Source organism: Robertkochia marina (assembly GCF_004799345.1).
Lineage (GTDB): Bacteria > Bacteroidota > Bacteroidia > Flavobacteriales > Flavobacteriaceae > Robertkochia > Robertkochia marina.
This window is the reverse complement of sequence record NZ_SSMC01000001.1, coordinates 1,117,739-1,136,167: the sequence shown is the minus strand read 5'-3', so window position 1 is coordinate 1,136,167 and position 18,429 is coordinate 1,117,739. Positions and strand designations below refer to the sequence as shown.

Below are 18,429 nucleotides of genomic sequence, written 5' to 3'. Positions count from 1 at the left end.
AAATAAAAAAGCACCCCAATTCAGGGGTGCTTTTATTTGAGACTTTAAAGAAATTACTTCTTCGCAGCTTCTTTTTCTGCTTTGGCAGCTTCCTGAGCAGCTTTCATAGCCGCACGTGAGATTCTTACCTGACATACAACCGTGTTGTCCGGGTGCATGATCTTAAAGTTCTCCTGAGAAATAGCTGTAACATAAAGTTTGTTACCGATCTGAAGCTCAGATACGTCTGCATCGATAAAATCAGGAAGGTTGGCAGGAAGTGCCTTTACCTTCAGTTTACGCTGGTTCATACGTAAAACCCCACCGGCAATAACCCCCGGAGAGTTTCCTTTCTTTCTAACAGGAATGTCGATAGTAACTTCTTTGTCTTCGAACAATCTGTAGAAGTCGATGTGCAGGATTTCGTCAGATACAGGGTGGAATTGAATATCCTGTAAGATCGCATTTTGCTCCTTACCATCCTCCAACTTGATCACCACAGTGTGTGCATTTGGAGTGTAAACCAAATCTTTAAATGCAATTTCATCTGCTGAAAAGTGCAGTGGCTTATCCCCTCCGTAAAGCACGCAAGGAACCTTTCCAGCATTACGTAAGGCTTTAGTCGCTGCTTTGCCCACGCTTTCTCTTTGAGATCCTTCAATAGTGATAGACTTCATTATATATAAATTAAATTAATATTCTACATTAAAAACTTCGAGGCGATCGAAGTATTGTGGTGCACCCTGTGCATCACATCAGCAAAAAGATTGGCACATGTAAGTACTTTGATCTTTTCACTTTCCTGTTTAAGCGGGATCGAATCGGTAACGATAAGCTCGGTAAGCTTTGAGTTTTCGATACGCTCATAGGCATTTCCTGAAAGGATGGCATGGGTGGTAATTGCTCTTACGCTGAGCGCACCCCGCTCCATCATCAGGTCGGCTGCCTTGGTCAGGGTTCCGGCAGTATCTACCATATCGTCAACCAATACCACATGACGTCCTTTTACTTCCCCGATAAGCTCCATATGGTCAATCACATTGGCCTGCTTACGCTGCTTGTAACAGATCACTACCTCACTACCCAGGAATTTCGAGTAGGCATAGGCCCTTTTCGAACCTCCCATATCGGGTGAAGCTACCGTAAGGTTCTCCAGCTTCAGGCTTTCCAGATAAGGCAAAAAGATGGTAGACGCAAACAAATGGTCGACCGGTCTTTCAAAGAACCCTTGAATCTGATCGGCATGCAGGTCCATCGTAATAATACGGGTGGCTCCTGCCGCCTCTAATATTTTAGCGATCATCTTGGCCCCTATCGGAACCCTTGGCTTGTCTTTTCTGTCCTGACGCGCCCATCCGAAATAAGGCATCACGGCAGTAATATGACGTGCTGAAGCTCTTTTCGCTGCATCCAACATCAGTAACATTTCCATGAGGTTGTCAGAGCTGGGGTGGGTAGACCCTATGATAAACACACGGGCACCGCGCACCGACTCTTCAAATGAGGGTTGAAACTCCCCATCGCTATACCTTGAAAACTTTACATTTCCTAATTCCTGCCCAAAAGCCTTGGCTATTTTTCGCCCGAGTTTCTCACTCTGGGTACAGGCAAAAATCTTTGGATCCGGTACTGAATATGGCATCTTAATGTTCTGTTTAGTAGTTCGTTAATGTTGTGTTGTTTTAAACAGGGTGCAAATTTAGAAATTTATTCGTAGTGGTAAAGGATAAATCTTGGTAATTTTAGTTTTGCAAATAAAAATATTTTATAGTTTTGCACTCTCAATGCTCGAGTGCCTGCCTGTCGGCAGGCAGGTCGGAATTGGTAGACCTGTCTGCCGACAGGCAGGCGCGCTGGATTCAAAATGATTTACGTTTACGCCATATCAAGTTTGGAACACAACTATATTTATGTTGGTCAAACGAAGGATATTGAAGAACGAATTCGGCGACATAATAAAGGAAGGGAAAAAACAACCAGACATTATCTTCCTTTTAAACTAATTTATCACGAAGTTTGCAAGGACAGAAAAGAGGCCAGAATTCGTGAAAAATATTGGAAGTCTGGAATTGGAAAAGAAAAATTAAGATCTCTCCGAGATCAAACATAATGCTCGAGTGGCGGAATTGGTAGACGCGCTGGATTCAAAATCCAGTTCTTTCGGGAGTGTGGGTTCGATTCCCACCTCGAGTACTTTTAAAATTCCAATTCACATCAAAACCCCGTAAAACACCAGTGTTTACGGGGTTTTTCTTTTTTACTGATTTCATTTGATATCAAAAAATATCACTTGAAAGGTGTCTAATTCGGTGACTATCATCAGCGCAGATCTTGCGCCACCGAATTAAACGCAAACCCTTGAAAACAAAGGCACTCCCGTTTTATTTTAAGATTCTTTTCGTCTATCTTTAATTAGAAATCAGGCACTTTTTTATGCAAGATCTGCTTTCCATATTGTTCTACATCAGAAAAAACAGGCTTAAAGACCCGGAAAAAGGGATGATCTATTTACGCATCACCTACAATGGCATGCGTGCAGAAGCCAGCACCTTCCTCTCTGCAAATCTCAAAAGATGGAATGCAAAGGCCAATAAGGTGATGGGACATTCAGCAGAGGCAAAACATGTAAACCACCATCTGGATATTATCAGAAAGCATGTATTTATCACCTATCAGGAATTATTAGACCGGGAAGAGGAGATCACAGCTAAAAGGATCAAGAACAGATATCTCGGTATTGAAGAGACCCACAGGTACATCCTTGACGTTTTAGAAGTTCACAATCAGAAGATGGAGAAACTGGTAGGCAAAGAATTCTCCTTCCGCACCCTTCAGCGCTATAAGACCACCAAGAGCCATCTTAGTGACTTCATTCAGGCCAATTACGACGCTGAAGACATCAATGTCAAACGCATTCAAACCACCTTTATCAATGCGTTTATATACTACTTAAAAACAGAGAAACACCTGGCACATAACTCGGCAATGAAATACCTGGCATACTTTAAAAAGATCGTCCGGATATGCTATGGTAACGGATGGATCGACCAGGATCCCTTTTACAACTTTAAGGTGAGGCTTCAACAAAAGGAAAGGGAGTTTTTAACCCGCAAAGAATTGGTGAGTATCATCCAAAAGGAATTAAGGTACAAGCGCCTGGAACAGGTAAGGGATCTGTTTATTTTCTCCTGCTATACCGGACTCTCCTATAGCGATGTCTGCAAACTTACCCCGGACGATATTGTTCTGGGTATTGATGGTGATCAATGGCTAAGGGTGAAGCGAACCAAAACAGGAACGATTAGTAACATCCCCTTACTGGAAATGGCCCAGGAAATCATTGAGAAATACAATGAACAGGAATACCCTAACAACGCCCTCCTACCCTATTCCAGCAATCAAAAGACGAATGCCTTTTTAAAGGAGATCGCTGTGCTCTGCGGCATCACCAAAGACCTTACCTTTCACATGGCCCGTCATACGTTTGCCACCACGGTAACCCTGGCGAATGGCGTACCTATTGAATCGGTAAGTAAGATGCTAGGTCACCGATCCATCAAAACCACCCAGCATTACGCCAAGATCATCGACCGAAAGTTGGGAGAAGACGTGGGTCTGCTCAAAGAAAAATTGAAGCAACTGGACCAAAATAACTCCGCTATCAAATAACCCTTCTTTCCCTATTAATTTTTCACCCTTTTATGTTTGGCTTGTTTGGATGGTTTCCTGAAAAGGGAAGTATAAAATAGCTCGTTTACCTAGCCTGGTTTGAGGGCCTGTAAACGAGATGAAAGGAAGTTTTAATTATGCTTTATATACAGAATTAGGCAACGTTTTTTATTACATTTTTAAGAATCATGGCAACAAATTCAACTAATTCTTTAGATGTCTTTTTATCAAAAATCTCATTCAAAGCTAGTACTATCCATTTATTTTTTCTACTTGTTCCCAATTCCATCCAACCTTCTAATTCGCCAACTGGTAAAATAAAAATATTCTTTTCATTGAGCTCCTCTATTATTTGATTCACTTTTGGTTTTATTTCTTCACTGAAACCCTCAACCCCATTTTTTTTTGGTAAGCTCCATTTTGAAGTTGCTTTTCTAATCCGATTTAATGCTCCTCTAGCCCCTCCAAAAGAATGTTCATTATCATTTAACTGTTGATAGAATTCTGCGATATTTTCTTTTAAGTTTTCTAATGCTTTTTCTTCAGAAGAATTATCAACTGATTCAGCAATTTCCTTTCTAGAAGCAAGTAAATCAGGTGGTGTTACTGATTTAGTTACGGCTTCATAAAGATTTTTAAAATCAGTTTCATCATTCAAAATATCGATATCGGAAATAACTCCTACTGGAATTTTCGTAGCAATAAGTAAAGAGGCAACATCTTTAAGGGTTTGCTTATTATGAGAATAGACAAAAAGAATTTCTTGATTATTATGATGTAGGGCAGAAACAGTCTGATAAACAATTCTATCAGCATCAGCTTCACAGACAATTACGGCTTTGTGGAAAATAGCTTCAAGAACTCTTTGACTAGACAGCATTGGCGATTTTGATAAATTTTCAGTTGCATCTGGTGGAATTAACTGGAATGTTGTAACATCATCCACTCTATTTAGTCTATATATATCTACTAATTTATCACTTTGCAGTAGTCCACTTAAAAAGTTGGAATTGTGTGTAGAAACAATAAGTTGTCCAGAAAGTTTATCTGAATTATCTGCAATCCACTTGCCCAAATAACGAGCTTGAGCTGGGTGTAGGAATGCCTCTGGCTCGTCTAATAATACAATTCTATCTTTTGAAAATAGCAAGCTCAATACAATGCCAACAAAACTTCTAAAACCATCACCTTGATTATCTATCTTATTAAAGTCTTTTGTAATCAAATAAGCCTTGCGTGGGTCTTCAGGTATTTCTGGAAACTCTTTGGCAACCCTTAAGCAAAAATCCTTTAAACCACTATAATCAAGCATAATTTGCATACTAAAGGCTTCATTGAAAGCAAGTCTCAATAGTTCCTCATTTTTCTTATTTAGAAAAAGATTTTGAAGAATATTAGTAGGGTCTTCTGAATCTGGATTAAATGAGTGTGTTGTTTTAATTAAATTTAATCTGGTCGAGGAATCTAAATGAGATACTTTGAACTTTGCAATATTTCCAAGAATCCAGTCCAAGTTTTCTTCCTGTTCAAATCTATTTTTTGAATGATCATAATTCAATTCAAAACTATCTTGTTCAGTTAGATTCTTATTAATTCCAACGATTATTTTATTGCCTATGTGTCGTGGACTGTCAGATACTTTCAAAGCGGATAATAAATCATCGAAACTATCTGGTTTTTCAAAATTAATATGCTCTAGTAAAACAAATTTACTCGCCAAACCCTCTTGCATTCTCCCTTGAATATCTCTTAAAGTTTGGGATTTACCTACATTGTTTGCACCAACAAGTACCGAGATTTTACCCAATTCAATTCTTTGCTCATTTTTTAATTCTAAACTTTTAATTTTCATAGGTCTATCAACTGTTTTCTACCAGTATGGCAATGCACAGACGTGGGTATCTGGCCTTGTAAGGTGACACTGGCCGTTGCCTCTCGCAAGGGCTATGGCAACAAGTACGAGAGCATTAGTTATTAATGCTGATGAATATAAAGAAAATAGTCTAATTCTTACAGGAAAGTAGCTTTGGGTATAACCGAAGTTGCAACAAGTTTTACATTTAAGATCATATTTATTTATCCGATTCAAGGTTTTTAATTCTATAAAGATCTAATTGTTTTTTGTGGTAATTAAACTGTTTAACTGCAAAAATGAGATAAAATATGATAGGGGATAAAACTGAGTACTTATATGGGTTTATTGGGGGCAGAACTAATTGATTAATTTTCCAATTAGCCTCTCTTAAATGGAGGATGTAAAATATCAGAAAACACGAAAATATAAATAAAGTCAAGTATCTTACTTTGACCTCCCATTTCGCTAACTCCTTTTTGTGCAGACTTATATACTTTCCTATGTTACCTTTTTTAGCCATATTACCCAAATAATACTGACGTAAAAATATTTTATAACTAGCTGACAACCACCTTGTTGGTCGAATAGTTATCAACGTGATTTTGTAATATATAGTTATATTCTAATAGAAATTTTGGGTTATCCTGATATATTAATAATGATATCTGTTAAAATATGCTATAATATATAGTTATATTACAAAAATTGTTGACAAATAATTGCTATGAAGATTTATATAGTTAAGGGAGTTTCTTTAAATGAAGGACCAGAAACATTCTCTATTAAAAAATTAAAAAGATTTAATGGATATTTCACAAACCTTAAGGAAATCTATAATCAATTTGATAAAGCCACAATTCAATCGTATTCTACCATTGCAACAAGGATTAGAGAGAAATCTTTCTGTAAATTCGAAGGAGCTAGTTTTAAAATAGAAGATAAATACGTGAAATTTGAACAAATTTCAATTGCAAAAATTGAAGCAAATAAGGTGTATTTAGAAGAAGAGTATTTTAATGTTAGAAAACTTATTTCTGAGCAATTAAGAAGGTTCGATTAGTTTGTATTTTCTAAAAATGAGTTACAACGGTCCGGCTAACCGCAGGCATAATTAGGGCCAGTGGCGGACCTTTTGGCCTTTGACGTACCTGCTACCATCAGTTGGGGCGGAGACGGCAACCGAAATGCAGGGGCAATTTTCCTTTTCTGGTAATAGCCTTAAAATTAAATATTCTAATTCTTATAGAAATGTAAGCATTTGAATAGATCAAATAGCATGACCCCCCTTTAATAATACCCTTTGCCTTTTATACAATGCCTAATGCCCCCTCTTGGATTCTCCATATCTCCCAAGAACCTGGGAATTACATGACAATGAAAATGCATAACGGTTTGACCTGCTGCCTCACCACAATTCATCCCGATGTTATAGCCGTCCGGTTTATGATCCTTTTCTATTATCCTCTTTGCCTCTTGTATCAGGGAGGTTAGCTCATTCTGCTCCTCTTTGTTTAACGAGAAATAATCTAGCTTCTCTTCTTTAGAAATGATTAGAATATGTCCGGGAGATACCGGGTATCCGTCATAGATCAAAAAGAAATGCTTCCCTGAATAGATCCTTTTGTCTTCTGGTATAGTTAAAAATACGCTCATTAAAATGTTCCTTGAAGTTCTTCACTGGGCGTCCAGGTTACGATGGAATTTTCCAGTGCTATATTATATTGTTTTTCTAAAAAGGCACGCCTTACCTCTTTTGATTTGCCAGTCTGATTGATGATCGTTTCAGCTAACGGATGTTTACTGCTTATATAAAACTCATTGCGGTTGAATAACCTTTTCAGAAATTTACGATCCGGAACTTTCGCACCCTTCTCCTTAGTGCTATTCATAGATGAATGCGCCAAAACCAAATTCCAAACACCATTGATGTTTGCCCCGGCATCTGCATGAAATTGCTTATTTACATGAGGTAGAAAGTGATCCACATGACATATATCTGGGCTCCCCTGGATTATTGAAATGTCCATAAAGCTGTAGAAGCATTTGCCCTTTTGGTATCCATTGAGAGAATCTCTAACAGAGGTGATATCTACTCTTCTCATGAAATCATTTTCGAGAAAGAAGAGCGAAGCGGCTTCGTCATACTTCACTTCGAGAAGGTTGGGATTGATCTGTAAATTCCAGGCAGTTTCGACTAATTTCCACCTTGCTTCCGTTTCGTTTTCAAAGTTTTGAAAGTGAAAACTTTCCTTAAGTCTTAGCAGGTCGTCTGTAATTACGATTCGCTTATCCCCTTTAGAATAATCCTTTTCATAAAATAAGTTTGGAATTTGTCCGCCATTCACGTTCTGAAAGGCGTCAACTACGTTTACAAAGCCTAACTTTTCAGTCTGTTTTAATAATTGAGCTTCATCAATAATCCCATTGTTATAATTCCTGCAAAAGTTTAAAAACTTACTTGAGCTGGAATTACCTTGTTTATCGCTAAGCTTTAGGTGTTCTGTTATGTTTCGGGAAAATGGCCTGGCTAATTCTTCTAAGGAGATGGAAGTAGTCTCTTTTTCAATCAATTCTAAAAGACTTTTCGCGAAAGCGAATTTATAGGTCGCTGAATTTTTCCCAAATAGAATTAATGCCCTCCATTGAGATTCTAAACTAGGATCGTTTATTTGGAATTCAGTCATTTGCCTTTAATAAAGCACTACACCCGTAATAAGGCATAGCATTATGCACAGTTAGTTTTCTTCGAAAAAGTCGTTGTCAAGTTCCTTAACTTCATAAACAGTTTTCACCTGTACCCCAACATTATATTGATGCATTAAATCAACCAGTTTAGCACCATCAATTAAAATAATTGAGTGATGGGCTTCCCTTGCCTTTTTAATAGCTGAATCGTCAAATGTAGATGTAGTTATAAACACCCCTTTACTTGTATCACCACTCATAGCACCAATGAAGTTCCTGATGTCTTTCTCTCGGACCTTGTTTTCATTATAACGCTTTGCTTGGGTATAGATTTTTTCTAACCCTAATTTGTCTTCATTTATTATTCCATCAACCCCACCATCACCTGACTTGGAAGTTTCAATGAAGTCACCATAGCCCATTTTTTTCAGTAGGATCAGGATTACCTTTTCAAAGTAATAAGGATCTATCTCCTTAAGCTTTTCAAGCAATTCCGTCTTCACCTCCGTTTCTATCGTCGAAAATCCTGAGTCGATTAAATCTTGTGGAGAAGCATTCTCGACTTTAATTGAATCAATTTCAATCTCCGATTCTTTTTCACTTTTAACCGCATTCCGATGACTGATGAAATCCGGGTCATTTTGAACTTCTTCCAAGGGTAAACTACCTTTGTGCAGCTTATTTTTGCCTTTTTCGGTTATTTGCACCATTCCTCTTTTAGGATATGAAACAAATTTTGCCATTTTCAAATATGACTTACCCCAAAGTATTCTATCTATAAGGACGTTAGCACCGGAGCTAGTTTTTTGAGATAACAACTCTTTTGGTAAGTATGCATAATACTCATCACGAACCCTGGAAGCCAGGTCACGACTTTTAATAGACTCTACCGTATTTAGAATTTCTAAAATCGGGATAAAGGTTTCATGATATTTTGGTAGCTCCATAAGATTCTTTACTTTTTTCTTTCAATGATTGGCTATGACTCGTGGGAGGCGATTTTGCTTAAACTAATCCTTTGAACTTTCACTCGGATTTTCCAAATCTATCTATCTCAGGTGAAGTTGATACTGTCTTTGCCTTAGCCTTAACCATAGTTTCAGATACAAATACCACCTGTCCCTGTTTATTCACAAATTTTTTAGATCGAAGGTGTCTAAAATGACCTTTCCTGAAATGTGGTCTTCTTGAGGGATTGGAACCTTCTATTTCCTTGACCTTATCCGATAATTGCAACGAAAAATTCCTTGCCGACAAATTTTCACTTCGTTCTAACAAATTCTTTGGAACTCCATCAGCCACACATTCGGGGAAGCAACTCATGTAAGTGATTGTATTAATTGCCAGACGAAACATTTTGGAGTGTGTTAATGAGATTTCGTCATTTTTATTGTTGACGTCTTTATAGAACTTATCAGACATACGCCCTCCATTTTCTGCTCTGGAGTAGTACAGTTCTATGCTGCCATCTTCTTCTACACTTATAGAAAAAGCATATCCCTCAGATTCATATGGAATATGTAAAGCAAATTGAAATACTATGTGTTTACTCTGTTTATTTGAATATAAATGAAATACACTTCGGTTATGGCCCTGTTCCAGGAGGAAGTCTTTAATACCTTCTAAATCCGATAAAGTCGTGTTTTCAAGGAAATCCTGTAGGTCTCTGTCAACAAAAAATACATGAAGAAGTTCACCTTTAGCGTCCATCCTCCACATTTCCCACCCTGAAACAATCAATTGTTTTGATGCCGCTGTCTCAAAAGCTGCTGCTGGCTTATTCAAAATATTATTTCTTATTATTTCAAATATTTGATCATCCGTATATTCTGGGGTGTAATTCTTTTGTGTTCGATAAAGATGCTCCCAAAAATATTTGAGTGGCTTACTATAATAAACTTTCCTAGCCATGTTGATGTTTGTTCATGGTTTAAATTTTTTCTATACTAGTCGGGCTATTATTCGTAGCGAGCAGTATTGATAATTCACCCGACAAAGATTGAAAGCCTTCCAGGCTCTTGAATTTATTATTTTTTGAGGTAATAAACTAGCTATGAAGCATAGCCAATGAAAGCTACAGTGCTTTTTCTTTCTTTAAAAAGTTCTCTATTGTTGCATTTATATCATCCTTATTTAAAATTGGTTTAAAGCTTAGTTCATTTCTAAATCGTCTTAATTTTTTCCTGTTGAATTTAAAAGAATAGAACAATTTTCGTTTAAGATGTTTTCTATCTTTTTTGTTTTTTATCCTGATTCCAATGCGAATAAGCATTATTTGATAAAGTGACCAAAGACTTAGGAAATATAAAAACGGTATAAATGATAATGTTAGGATTATTGGCAGTAAGAAACTTTTCAATGTTTTTAAACTAGCGAATTCATTAAATCCTTGCAGTATATTAAACATCGTATAGCCTAATATTATTAGTGAGAAAATAAAAGTCAAGCTATTTAGAAACCTTTTAAGATCTTTATTTTTTTCCTTCTCTTGTGTCAATAATGTAGTAAATGCTATAATGGTCATAACTGGAATTAGAATGAGTTCAACCAACAATGAAAAGCTATAAACATTCGCAATAAATTCAATGATTATTATTCCTTTAAAGCTATTTTGCAAGATTGAATACAGGTATTGATCTTCATCATTTATGGAGCTAAGTTTCATTGCTAGGGGAAAGGCGATAAAAGCTACAAATAGTAAAGTATCTTTTAAAAGGTATATTTCCCAAAATTCAATAAGAGTTAATCCAAGAATTATAATTTCAAAATAAAGAATAATAAAAAAGACGATATCGATTATGCCTTCACTAAAGAAAACATTTATCAACCTCTTCATAGATTTTCGCACCCCTTGTTTGGTTATGTAGTAGGCTAGAAAAATGGAAATCCATAAAAAAATGGCCCATTCACGGTTACTGAATATTTCAAACATATTAAAGTTCAGGCATTTTAGCTAAATGTATTTTAATGCAATAATCTCTTGAATTTAACTAAAATAAAAATGGTTTAAATGTGACTAACCATATTTATGAATGTTGAATGAAATAAAAGGGGAATAGCAAGAGGGCAACGCGCTGAAGCTCGTTGCTTTTATCCATAATTCCCCTTAGCCCCTATCATTACTGAAGAAATCGCATGTTGCATCATGAACATGTGAATTAGCGTTTTTACCACAATTTTATCCCAAACATTGCATAGGTTAGTTATGGAAGATATGGGGGGACCAAGCGTTAAAAAAAGGTCCCGTGGACCTTTTTAGCGCAGGTGCCAGCCGGCGCGAGGGCATACATAGCAAATTCGGGAATGGAAAGGGGGTTGAAAGCATCATCTATGCAACAACCCTCCCCGTCTCAGGGTTGCACCCTGAGCCACCCCGCCCTAACTAGGGCGGGGATCCCATATTTTGTTTTAGTTAATAGAAAATCCATCCAAATCGCAGCAGGATTCAAACGCCAGGAAGTTAAACTTTGTTAAAAGTTTCGCATTCGGTGGCACTCCAAAAACAACCTCTGGAAAGATCTATAAACACTAGGAAGAAGCCCCTTCAAACTACTCCCACCTCGAGTACAGATGAATACAAAGCCAGGACGAAAGTCCTGGCTTTTTTGTTTCCAGACGGGCGTCAAAAGCTTGCTTTTGAAAGGCAGGATGGAAACAAAAAAGTAAGACCCGAAGGGGCTTGGCTTTGTATTCTCAGAATGACGTTAAGGGAATCCAGCGACCGAAGGGAGCTAACTCCCGCCACAGGGGACGAGTTACGAGGTACGGGTTACGAGTTTTTCGGAACTCCCGAAAGCCTGACTGTCGTCAGACAGGCTTACTTTCAAAGGAGTGCAGGGAAACAAAAAAGTAAGACCCGAAGGGGCTTGGCTTTGTATTCTCAGAATGACGTTCACAGGAGGACCGAGCGTTAAAAAAAGGTCTAGTAGACCTTTTTAGCGAAGGGGCCAGCCGGCGAGAGGGGGCAGAAGGGAGCTAACTCCCGCCACAGGGGACGAGGTACGGGTTACGAGTTTTTCGGAACTCCCGAAAGCCTGACTGTCGTCAGACAGGCTTACTTTCAAAGGAGTGCAGGGAAACAAAAAAGTAAGACCCGAAGGGGCTTGGCTTTGTATTCTCAACATGACGCACCGGGAATCCAGCGACTGCAGGGAGCTAACTCCCGCCTGCGGCTAACCACCCCGTCCTATGGCAAAGCCATGAGACACCCCTCCTTTAGAACCACCCCGGCGTATGGCCACCCCTCCTTGAAAAGGAGGGGAGTTATTACGTTTTCAAAACAGGCTTTTGTACCGGAAGGCTTTCCGGCAAAGATTCCACCAATAAAAATCACAGATCTCATAAATATGGAGCATTCTACTTCAAAAAAGACTTTCTTCTGCCGGTCTCTTTAAATGTCTCGCTATCTTTGCCCTGCATTTCGGAGGGCTCCGTTTATCCTTCCAATTAAAAAGCAAAACCATGTCATCTTTTCAAGAATTCAATTTTTCCAAACGATTACAGCAAGGCCTGAGTGAACAGGGGATTACCAAACCCACCCCTATTCAGGAAAAATCATTTTCGGTTATTAAGTCCGGGTCTGACATGCTCGGAATAGCACAAACAGGAACCGGAAAGACCCTGGCCTACCTGTTACCGGTTTTAGATCAACTAAAATATTCTAAAGATCCGCATCCCAGGGTACTTATCGTGGTACCTACAAGAGAGTTGGTCGTTCAGGTTGCCGATACTGCTGAGACCCTATGCAAGGATCTGAATCTAATGGTTCTTGGGGTATATGGAGGCACCAATATCAACCGTCAAAAAGAAATGCTGAGTTTTGGCTGTGATATCCTGGTAGCTACCCCCGGAAGGCTATACGACCTGGTCATTTCCCGGGCTGTACAATTACGTGCCATAAATAAATTCATACTTGATGAAGTGGATATTATGTTGGACCTCGGGTTCCGTTTTCAGCTTACCAATATTTTTGATCTGCTTCCTGAACGCAGACAAAACATTATGTTTTCTGCTACGATGACTGAAGATATTGAAGCCTTTATATTGAATTTCTTCACCAATGTGACCAAGGTTTCGGTAGCCCTAAGCGGAACCCCTCTCGAAAACATAACCCAAACAGCCTATGCCGTTCCCAACTTTTACACCAAAGTAAATCTGCTGCGTGATCTCCTTGCAGATGAGGATGAATATCGAAAGGTGCTGGTGTTTGTTTCCAATAAAAAAAGTGCCGACCTGCTGGCTGGAACCCTGGAAGACACCTTTGGAGAATCGCTTGGAGTTATTCATTCAAATAAAACCCAGAATTACCGCCTGCGGTCCTTAGAGCAATTTGAAAAAGGAGAACTGCGCATTTTGGTAACCACTGATGTGAGTTCCCGCGGACTCGATCTCGATAAGATCTCACATGTGATCAATTTTGACACCCCGCATTATCCGGAAAACTACATTCATCGTATAGGGCGTACCGGCAGGGCCAAAGAAAAGGGAACCTCTATATTACTGTTCACTGAAAAAGAAAAACCCCTGAAAGAAGCCATCGAAACCCTTATGGATTTCAAGATTCCTGAAATTGCGATGCCCGAAGACATCACGATCGCAACCCAGCTCAGCCCCGAGGAACGGCCACATAAAAAAGAAGCCCACAATCCATTGACCTATACTGATAGCGATGCCCCAGGACCGGCATTCCATAAAAAAAAGGAAAAAAATCAGAAGACCAACCAGGGAGGCTCCTATCGCAGGACCATCAAACAGAAATATAAAAAGCCTAAAACCAGAGGTGATAAAAGATCTAACAATCGCAAAAAAAAGAAATAGTCCTCCCGGGCTTCAGACACTTTATCTTACAGAATCACTGCACACCTGAGGTGTTACCCTCCTTCATAAGGAGGGGAATAATTTCGATTTCAAAATGGGTTTCTGTGCTGGAAGACCCCCTCAGTCCAACGCATCGCCTGGCTCCCTCCCTGAAAGGAAGAGGAGAAAGAATATCATTAAACATTCAGTAAAAAAAAGCTCGTTTACGCGGCCTGGTTTGAGGGCCTGTAAACGAGCTTTTGGAATTATTACTTGTAGTATAGATACGGTTGTTAGCAGCTTTTATTTTTTATAGTTCAGCATCTCTTCTCAACGGGTTAAAACGAAAACTTTGTCATGAATTGTATACGTTCAGCCCGTCCAAATGCATCATTGGTTGTTCGTTGGGCTCCCCATATATATTCCAGGCCTGTTGAAATATGATTGATTGGGCTATAAATGAGGTTGAGGTGTCCAATGCCGCCTCTTTTCAGGGAAAAAGGTGCTCGTTCGGGTGGTGCTTCCAACCAGCCATAGGCGTAATGAATGTTCGAAGCCCATTTTTCAGTCCATTTGAAATTCAAGCCTACGCTGGCAGATAATGCGGGTATGGTTTTCAGGCCTTCATCGCTTAGTACTGCATTTGCATTGCTTCCTGCAAAAGCAATAATATTCTCTCCTGCGCCCATACCATAGGTTATTCCCGCTGTAATGAAGCCCTTGTTTTTAAGGTAGTATTGTCTCAGGGCAACTGCCCCATTAAGCTGAATGGCTTCATGGTTTTGTCCATTTATACCGCCATCCCATGCAAGCTGCGCAAAGCTTCCACCAGCAAACAACACCCCCGTTTTCCAACTATAATCCATTCTTAATGCTAAAAGCGGCAATTTTCTTGTTGCCTGGCCGGGTAATGTATCGGGATTCTCTATACCCAGAAAACTGAGTTGTTCTAAACCTGCCGCAAAGAGAATTTTTTCATTGACTTTTTTTTGGTATCTCACCTGAACGGTGCGACCTCCATACAAGGCATCACCCGCGGCAAAATCAAGCATATCAGGCATCGCTTCCAAAAATGAAAGTGTAGTCCAGGTTTGTCCAATAATAAAATCACCAACTACCATGTAAGCATGGCGCAGGCGGAAACGCGTTTCATCATTAAAAAAATCACCTTCTAAAAATAGTTTAAGCGGCACTTTACCCTGTTCAATTCTGCGAACATCTATGTTGAATCGGGTTTCTTTAGCAAAGAAATTCACATAACCTGAATTGCCATATTCTGGTTGACCTTCCACTGGTATGGTAGACATCAGAAATTGTGAATTATCCAAAGTGCCATCCAGGTCGGCCACAAAGTCTGCCTTCACATAACCCCCTATTTTCATTCTAAGGTCAGTGCCGAACATAGGCCAAGAGCCTGAAAATAATTCATCAACTAAATCGCCTCCGGTATGGAGTACATTTTGTTCTTTGCGGTCACCCTCGGGCACGATTTTCTTGGTCAGATTCAAGGAGTCTCTTACTATACTATCTTTAACCACAATAGTTTGCCCATTGCTAATTACCACAAACCCCAGGAACAAGATGAGCAATAAGGAAAATCTTATTTGCAGGATTTTCATTATTAGTTTTTAGCCGAATTTTTATAAATCGCACCATCTTTCATGATTAGAACAAAATTCTTTTCCGGATCAGACACCAATTCAATATCCTCAAGTGGATTACCATCCACGAGAATCAGGTCAGCAAGAGCACCTTCCTTTATAACACCTAAATCACCTGGATAAGGATCACGTGGGCCACAAAGTTTAATTAGTTGTGCATTGTCGTGCGTTGCCATTTTTAAAACTTCAAAGGGCGTGTAATAGCTTTTTAGTTTGGCCAAAAGCTTACCTTGTTTATCTGCAAGTGCCGGATCAAAGATCACGTCTGTACCAAAAGCGGTTTTAACACCATACTTCTTTGCCAACTCAATTCCTTTTGCCGTGCCATCTGTGACCTGAACAAACTTGGCCTGATTGGGAGATCCGGCTGGAAAAGGGATGGCATCTTCGTCATTGAAAATCGGCTGCATGCTAAGCCATGCCCCTTTATCGGCCATCATTTTAAAGGTTTCATCTGTCATCAAATTACCGTGTTCAATACTCATAACACCGGCTTTTAACGCAGACTGAGCGCCAGCATCGGTAAATACATGCACCATCACATAGGTGTTCCAGGTCTTGGCAACATCCACAGCAGCCTTTAACTCCTCGTAGGTGTATTGGGAAACATCAACGGGATCAAAAGTCGAGGATACGCCACCACCAGCAGCTAACTTAATTTGTGACGCACCCAACCGAAGTTGTTCGCGTACACGCTTCGTCACCTCCGGCACACCATCAGCAACCATAAGCATACTGTTGCGCTCTTGATATGTCAACGGATCGGCCGGATTGGCAGGGACATCATTGGGCCCGCGAAAATCGAAATGACCCGAGGTCTGGCTGATCGGGGCACCCGAAGGATAGATACGGGGTCCCGGAATCATCCCCAGATCGATCGCTTTTTTCACGCCAAAGGCATTACCTCCTGCCTCACGTGTCGTTGTAAATCCACGCATGAGCGTTTTTCCAGCCCCCTGGGCCGCCGCAATATTGATAAAACCAACATTCGAAGTTATTAATTGGGCCTGTGAGAGATAGGCGAACATGGTATGCCAGTGAGCATCAATCAATCCCGGGATAAGGGTTCTCCCATTTGCATCAATGACCTCTGCATTTTGCGCCTTGAGATTTTTGCCAATTTCCTTAATCAAATTACCCTCTACCAGCACATCTACTTCGTTCAGAAGTTTTTCATTTACGCCATCAAAAACATTCGCATTTGTGATTAATATCTGCTGTTTGTCCTGTGCCCTGAGGCTCATACTCATTGACAGTAGGAATGCTACTAATAATGTTACTTTATTCATGATTTTAATTTTTATTACAGGTTGTTTAACGTCTTTCTTAAAATTACTGCTAACGGTTGGGGTCTTAGGTTTGCTCTAGGTGTTTTTCGGTTAAGAATTTTCTTAAAAGTAAGATACTATAATTAGAGCAACAATATTCATATCAACAAAAAGGGATAGCATGGTCGGGCTAGATATATAGTAATGATATCCTTGCATAGAGTTAGCTCCCTTCTTTTTACTTTTTTCGAAACTGCCCTTATAAAAAACATACTGAGCATTAACAATACAGAACACTAAAGCTTAAAAAAACACCCCTCATAATGGCCGGAATACTTTTGTCAGCAACCTAACCCTGGCCAATGGGGTCCTTTTAAATACGTAAGTAGGATGCCAGGTTATCTAACCCACAAAACTACCCAGTATTACGCTAAAATCATTGAGAGAAAGCTCGGAGAAGACGTAGGTTTGCTCAAGGAAAAATTGAAGCCACTCGATCAGAGCAATGACGCTACTAAATAACCCGAATCCTTTTTATTTTTTACCCTTTATAAGATTGGCTTGTTTGGGTGGTTTCCTTAAAAGGGAAACATAAAAAAAGCTCGTTTACCCGGCCTGTTTTGAGGGCCTGTAAACGAGCTAAAGAAATTTTAATTATGATTTATTCACCGTGTTTAGCTACGGTATGCTGAAATAGCTATTCATTAACATGGTCTATTTTCTTTACTAATAATTCTGCCACCAATTCTGATGAAGCCGGGTTTTGACCTGTAATTAAATTTCCATCTTCAATAGCATACGCTGCCCAATCATCTTTTTTAGAGTAGATACCCCCGTTCTTTATCAACATATCTTCTACTAAAAAAGGCACAACATCAGTTAGTCCCACTGCTGCTTCTTCAGAATTTGTGAATCCTGTTACTTTTTTACCTTTTACTAATGGATCTCCATTTACACCTTTAACCTCCTTTAATGCAGCCGGGGCATGACATACAAAGGCAATAGGCTTTTCCTGGCTATTAAATTTTTCGATTAAAGCAATAGAAGTCTTATCGTTTGCTAAATCCCACAATGGGCCATGTCCGCCCGGATAAAAGACAGCATCAAAATCGTCCGGATTCATATCTGCCAATACTTTTGTGTTCGCAATTCTTTCCTTTGCTTCGGCGTCATTGTTAAAACGTTCTGTATCTTCAGTGGCGGCATCCGGCGAATCACTACTCGGATCAATTGGAGCAGCACCTCCTTTTGGTGTTGCAATGGTAATATCTGCCCCCTGGTCTAATAATGTGTAATATGGATTCGCAAATTCCTCCACCCAAAATCCTGTCTTTTTTCCTGTATCTCCTAACTTATCGTGAGATGTTAATACAAATAATACTTTCATTTCTTTTGGTTTTTGTGATTCAATGTTTTCTTCTGAAACTTTTTCAGAAGATGTTTCTTTTTTTGTGTCTTTACAGCTTGATGCTGTAATACACATTAGTAGTAACACTACTATTTTCAATCTCTGCAT

Annotated in this window: 15 protein-coding genes and 1 tRNA gene; 5 read left to right on the top strand and 11 right to left on the bottom strand. The window is 39.3% G+C overall.

Translation table 11 applies throughout. The features are described from left to right. Positions 1-53: 53 nt before the first annotated feature. Together E7Z59_RS04695 and E7Z59_RS04690 are read right to left on the bottom strand one after the other, a co-directional pair. Positions 54-656 carry a 50S ribosomal protein L25/general stress protein Ctc gene (locus E7Z59_RS04695; RefSeq protein ID WP_136335119.1) on the bottom strand — a complete coding sequence of 201 codons (603 nt, stop codon included), beginning with the start codon at positions 654-656 and terminating at the stop codon, positions 54-56. 23 nt (positions 657-679) lie between these two features. Continuing rightward, on the bottom strand, positions 680-1,621 hold the full coding sequence (locus tag E7Z59_RS04690; RefSeq protein WP_136335118.1) for a ribose-phosphate pyrophosphokinase: 942 nt from the start codon (positions 1,619-1,621) through the stop codon (positions 680-682). Positions 1,622-1,843: 222 nt separating this feature from the next. On the opposite strand from E7Z59_RS04690, the gene E7Z59_RS04685 reads away from it, so the two are divergent. The 3 genes from E7Z59_RS04685 (at position 1,844) to E7Z59_RS04675 (ending at position 3,648) form a co-directional block, all read left to right on the top strand. After that, a complete protein-coding gene (locus E7Z59_RS04685; RefSeq protein ID WP_136335117.1) occupies positions 1,844-2,089 on the top strand; it encodes a GIY-YIG nuclease family protein in 246 nt (81 codons plus the stop codon). A 1-nt stretch (position 2,090) separates the two neighbouring features. Then, positions 2,091-2,172, top strand: a tRNA-Leu gene (locus E7Z59_RS04680). A gap of 240 nt (positions 2,173-2,412) precedes the next feature. Next, the gene (locus tag E7Z59_RS04675) at positions 2,413-3,648 is read left to right on the top strand and encodes a site-specific integrase (RefSeq protein WP_136335116.1); all 1,236 of its coding nucleotides are present in this window, start codon (positions 2,413-2,415) and stop codon (positions 3,646-3,648) included. 154 nt (positions 3,649-3,802) lie between these two features. Here the strand turns inward: E7Z59_RS04675 and E7Z59_RS04670 are convergent, their stop codons facing one another. After that, positions 3,803-5,500, bottom strand: a complete 1,698-nt coding sequence (locus tag E7Z59_RS04670; protein ID WP_136335115.1) for an ATP-dependent nuclease — start codon at positions 5,498-5,500, stop codon at positions 3,803-3,805. Between the two features lie 727 nt (positions 5,501-6,227). Here E7Z59_RS04670 and E7Z59_RS04665 point away from each other — a divergent pair. Then, complete coding sequence (locus tag E7Z59_RS04665) at positions 6,228-6,563, top strand: hypothetical protein (protein WP_136335114.1); 336 nt, start codon at positions 6,228-6,230, stop codon at positions 6,561-6,563. Positions 6,564-6,790: 227 nt separating this feature from the next. Here E7Z59_RS04665 and E7Z59_RS04660 read toward each other — a convergent pair whose 3' ends face one another. From E7Z59_RS04660 to E7Z59_RS04640, 5 genes are all read right to left on the bottom strand, one after another. Beyond that, complete coding sequence (locus E7Z59_RS04660; RefSeq protein ID WP_136335113.1) at positions 6,791-7,156, bottom strand: HIT family protein; 366 nt, start codon at positions 7,154-7,156, stop codon at positions 6,791-6,793. Next, on the bottom strand, positions 7,156-8,187 hold the full coding sequence (locus E7Z59_RS04655; RefSeq protein WP_136335112.1) for an HNH endonuclease family protein: 1,032 nt from the start codon (positions 8,185-8,187) through the stop codon (positions 7,156-7,158). Before E7Z59_RS04655 ends, E7Z59_RS04660 begins: the two co-directional genes overlap by 1 nt. Before the next feature lie 51 nt (positions 8,188-8,238). Beyond that, positions 8,239-9,135, bottom strand: coding sequence for a restriction endonuclease (locus tag E7Z59_RS04650; RefSeq protein WP_136335111.1), 897 nt, complete (start codon positions 9,133-9,135; stop codon positions 8,239-8,241). A gap of 79 nt (positions 9,136-9,214) precedes the next feature. Next, positions 9,215-10,099 carry a hypothetical protein gene (locus E7Z59_RS04645; protein ID WP_136335110.1) on the bottom strand — a complete coding sequence of 295 codons (885 nt, stop codon included), beginning with the start codon at positions 10,097-10,099 and terminating at the stop codon, positions 9,215-9,217. A gap of 163 nt (positions 10,100-10,262) precedes the next feature. Further along, the gene (locus E7Z59_RS04640) at positions 10,263-11,120 is read right to left on the bottom strand and encodes a hypothetical protein (RefSeq protein ID WP_136335109.1); all 858 of its coding nucleotides are present in this window, start codon (positions 11,118-11,120) and stop codon (positions 10,263-10,265) included. Positions 11,121-12,649: 1,529 nt separating this feature from the next. Between E7Z59_RS04640 and E7Z59_RS04635 the strand changes: the two genes are divergently transcribed. After that, positions 12,650-14,005 carry a DEAD/DEAH box helicase gene (locus E7Z59_RS04635; protein WP_136335108.1) on the top strand — a complete coding sequence of 452 codons (1,356 nt, stop codon included), beginning with the start codon at positions 12,650-12,652 and terminating at the stop codon, positions 14,003-14,005. A gap of 317 nt (positions 14,006-14,322) precedes the next feature. Here E7Z59_RS04635 and E7Z59_RS04630 read toward each other — a convergent pair whose 3' ends face one another. From E7Z59_RS04630 to E7Z59_RS04620, 3 genes are all read right to left on the bottom strand, one after another. Further along, a complete protein-coding gene (locus tag E7Z59_RS04630) occupies positions 14,323-15,603 on the bottom strand; it encodes a DcaP family trimeric outer membrane transporter (protein ID WP_136335107.1) in 1,281 nt (426 codons plus the stop codon). A 2-nt stretch (positions 15,604-15,605) separates the two neighbouring features. Beyond that, positions 15,606-16,934, bottom strand: coding sequence for a metal-dependent hydrolase family protein (locus E7Z59_RS04625; RefSeq protein WP_136335106.1), 1,329 nt, complete (start codon positions 16,932-16,934; stop codon positions 15,606-15,608). Positions 16,935-17,610: 676 nt separating this feature from the next. Further along, on the bottom strand, positions 17,611-18,429 hold the full coding sequence (locus E7Z59_RS04620; RefSeq protein WP_199287201.1) for a type 1 glutamine amidotransferase domain-containing protein: 819 nt from the start codon (positions 18,427-18,429) through the stop codon (positions 17,611-17,613).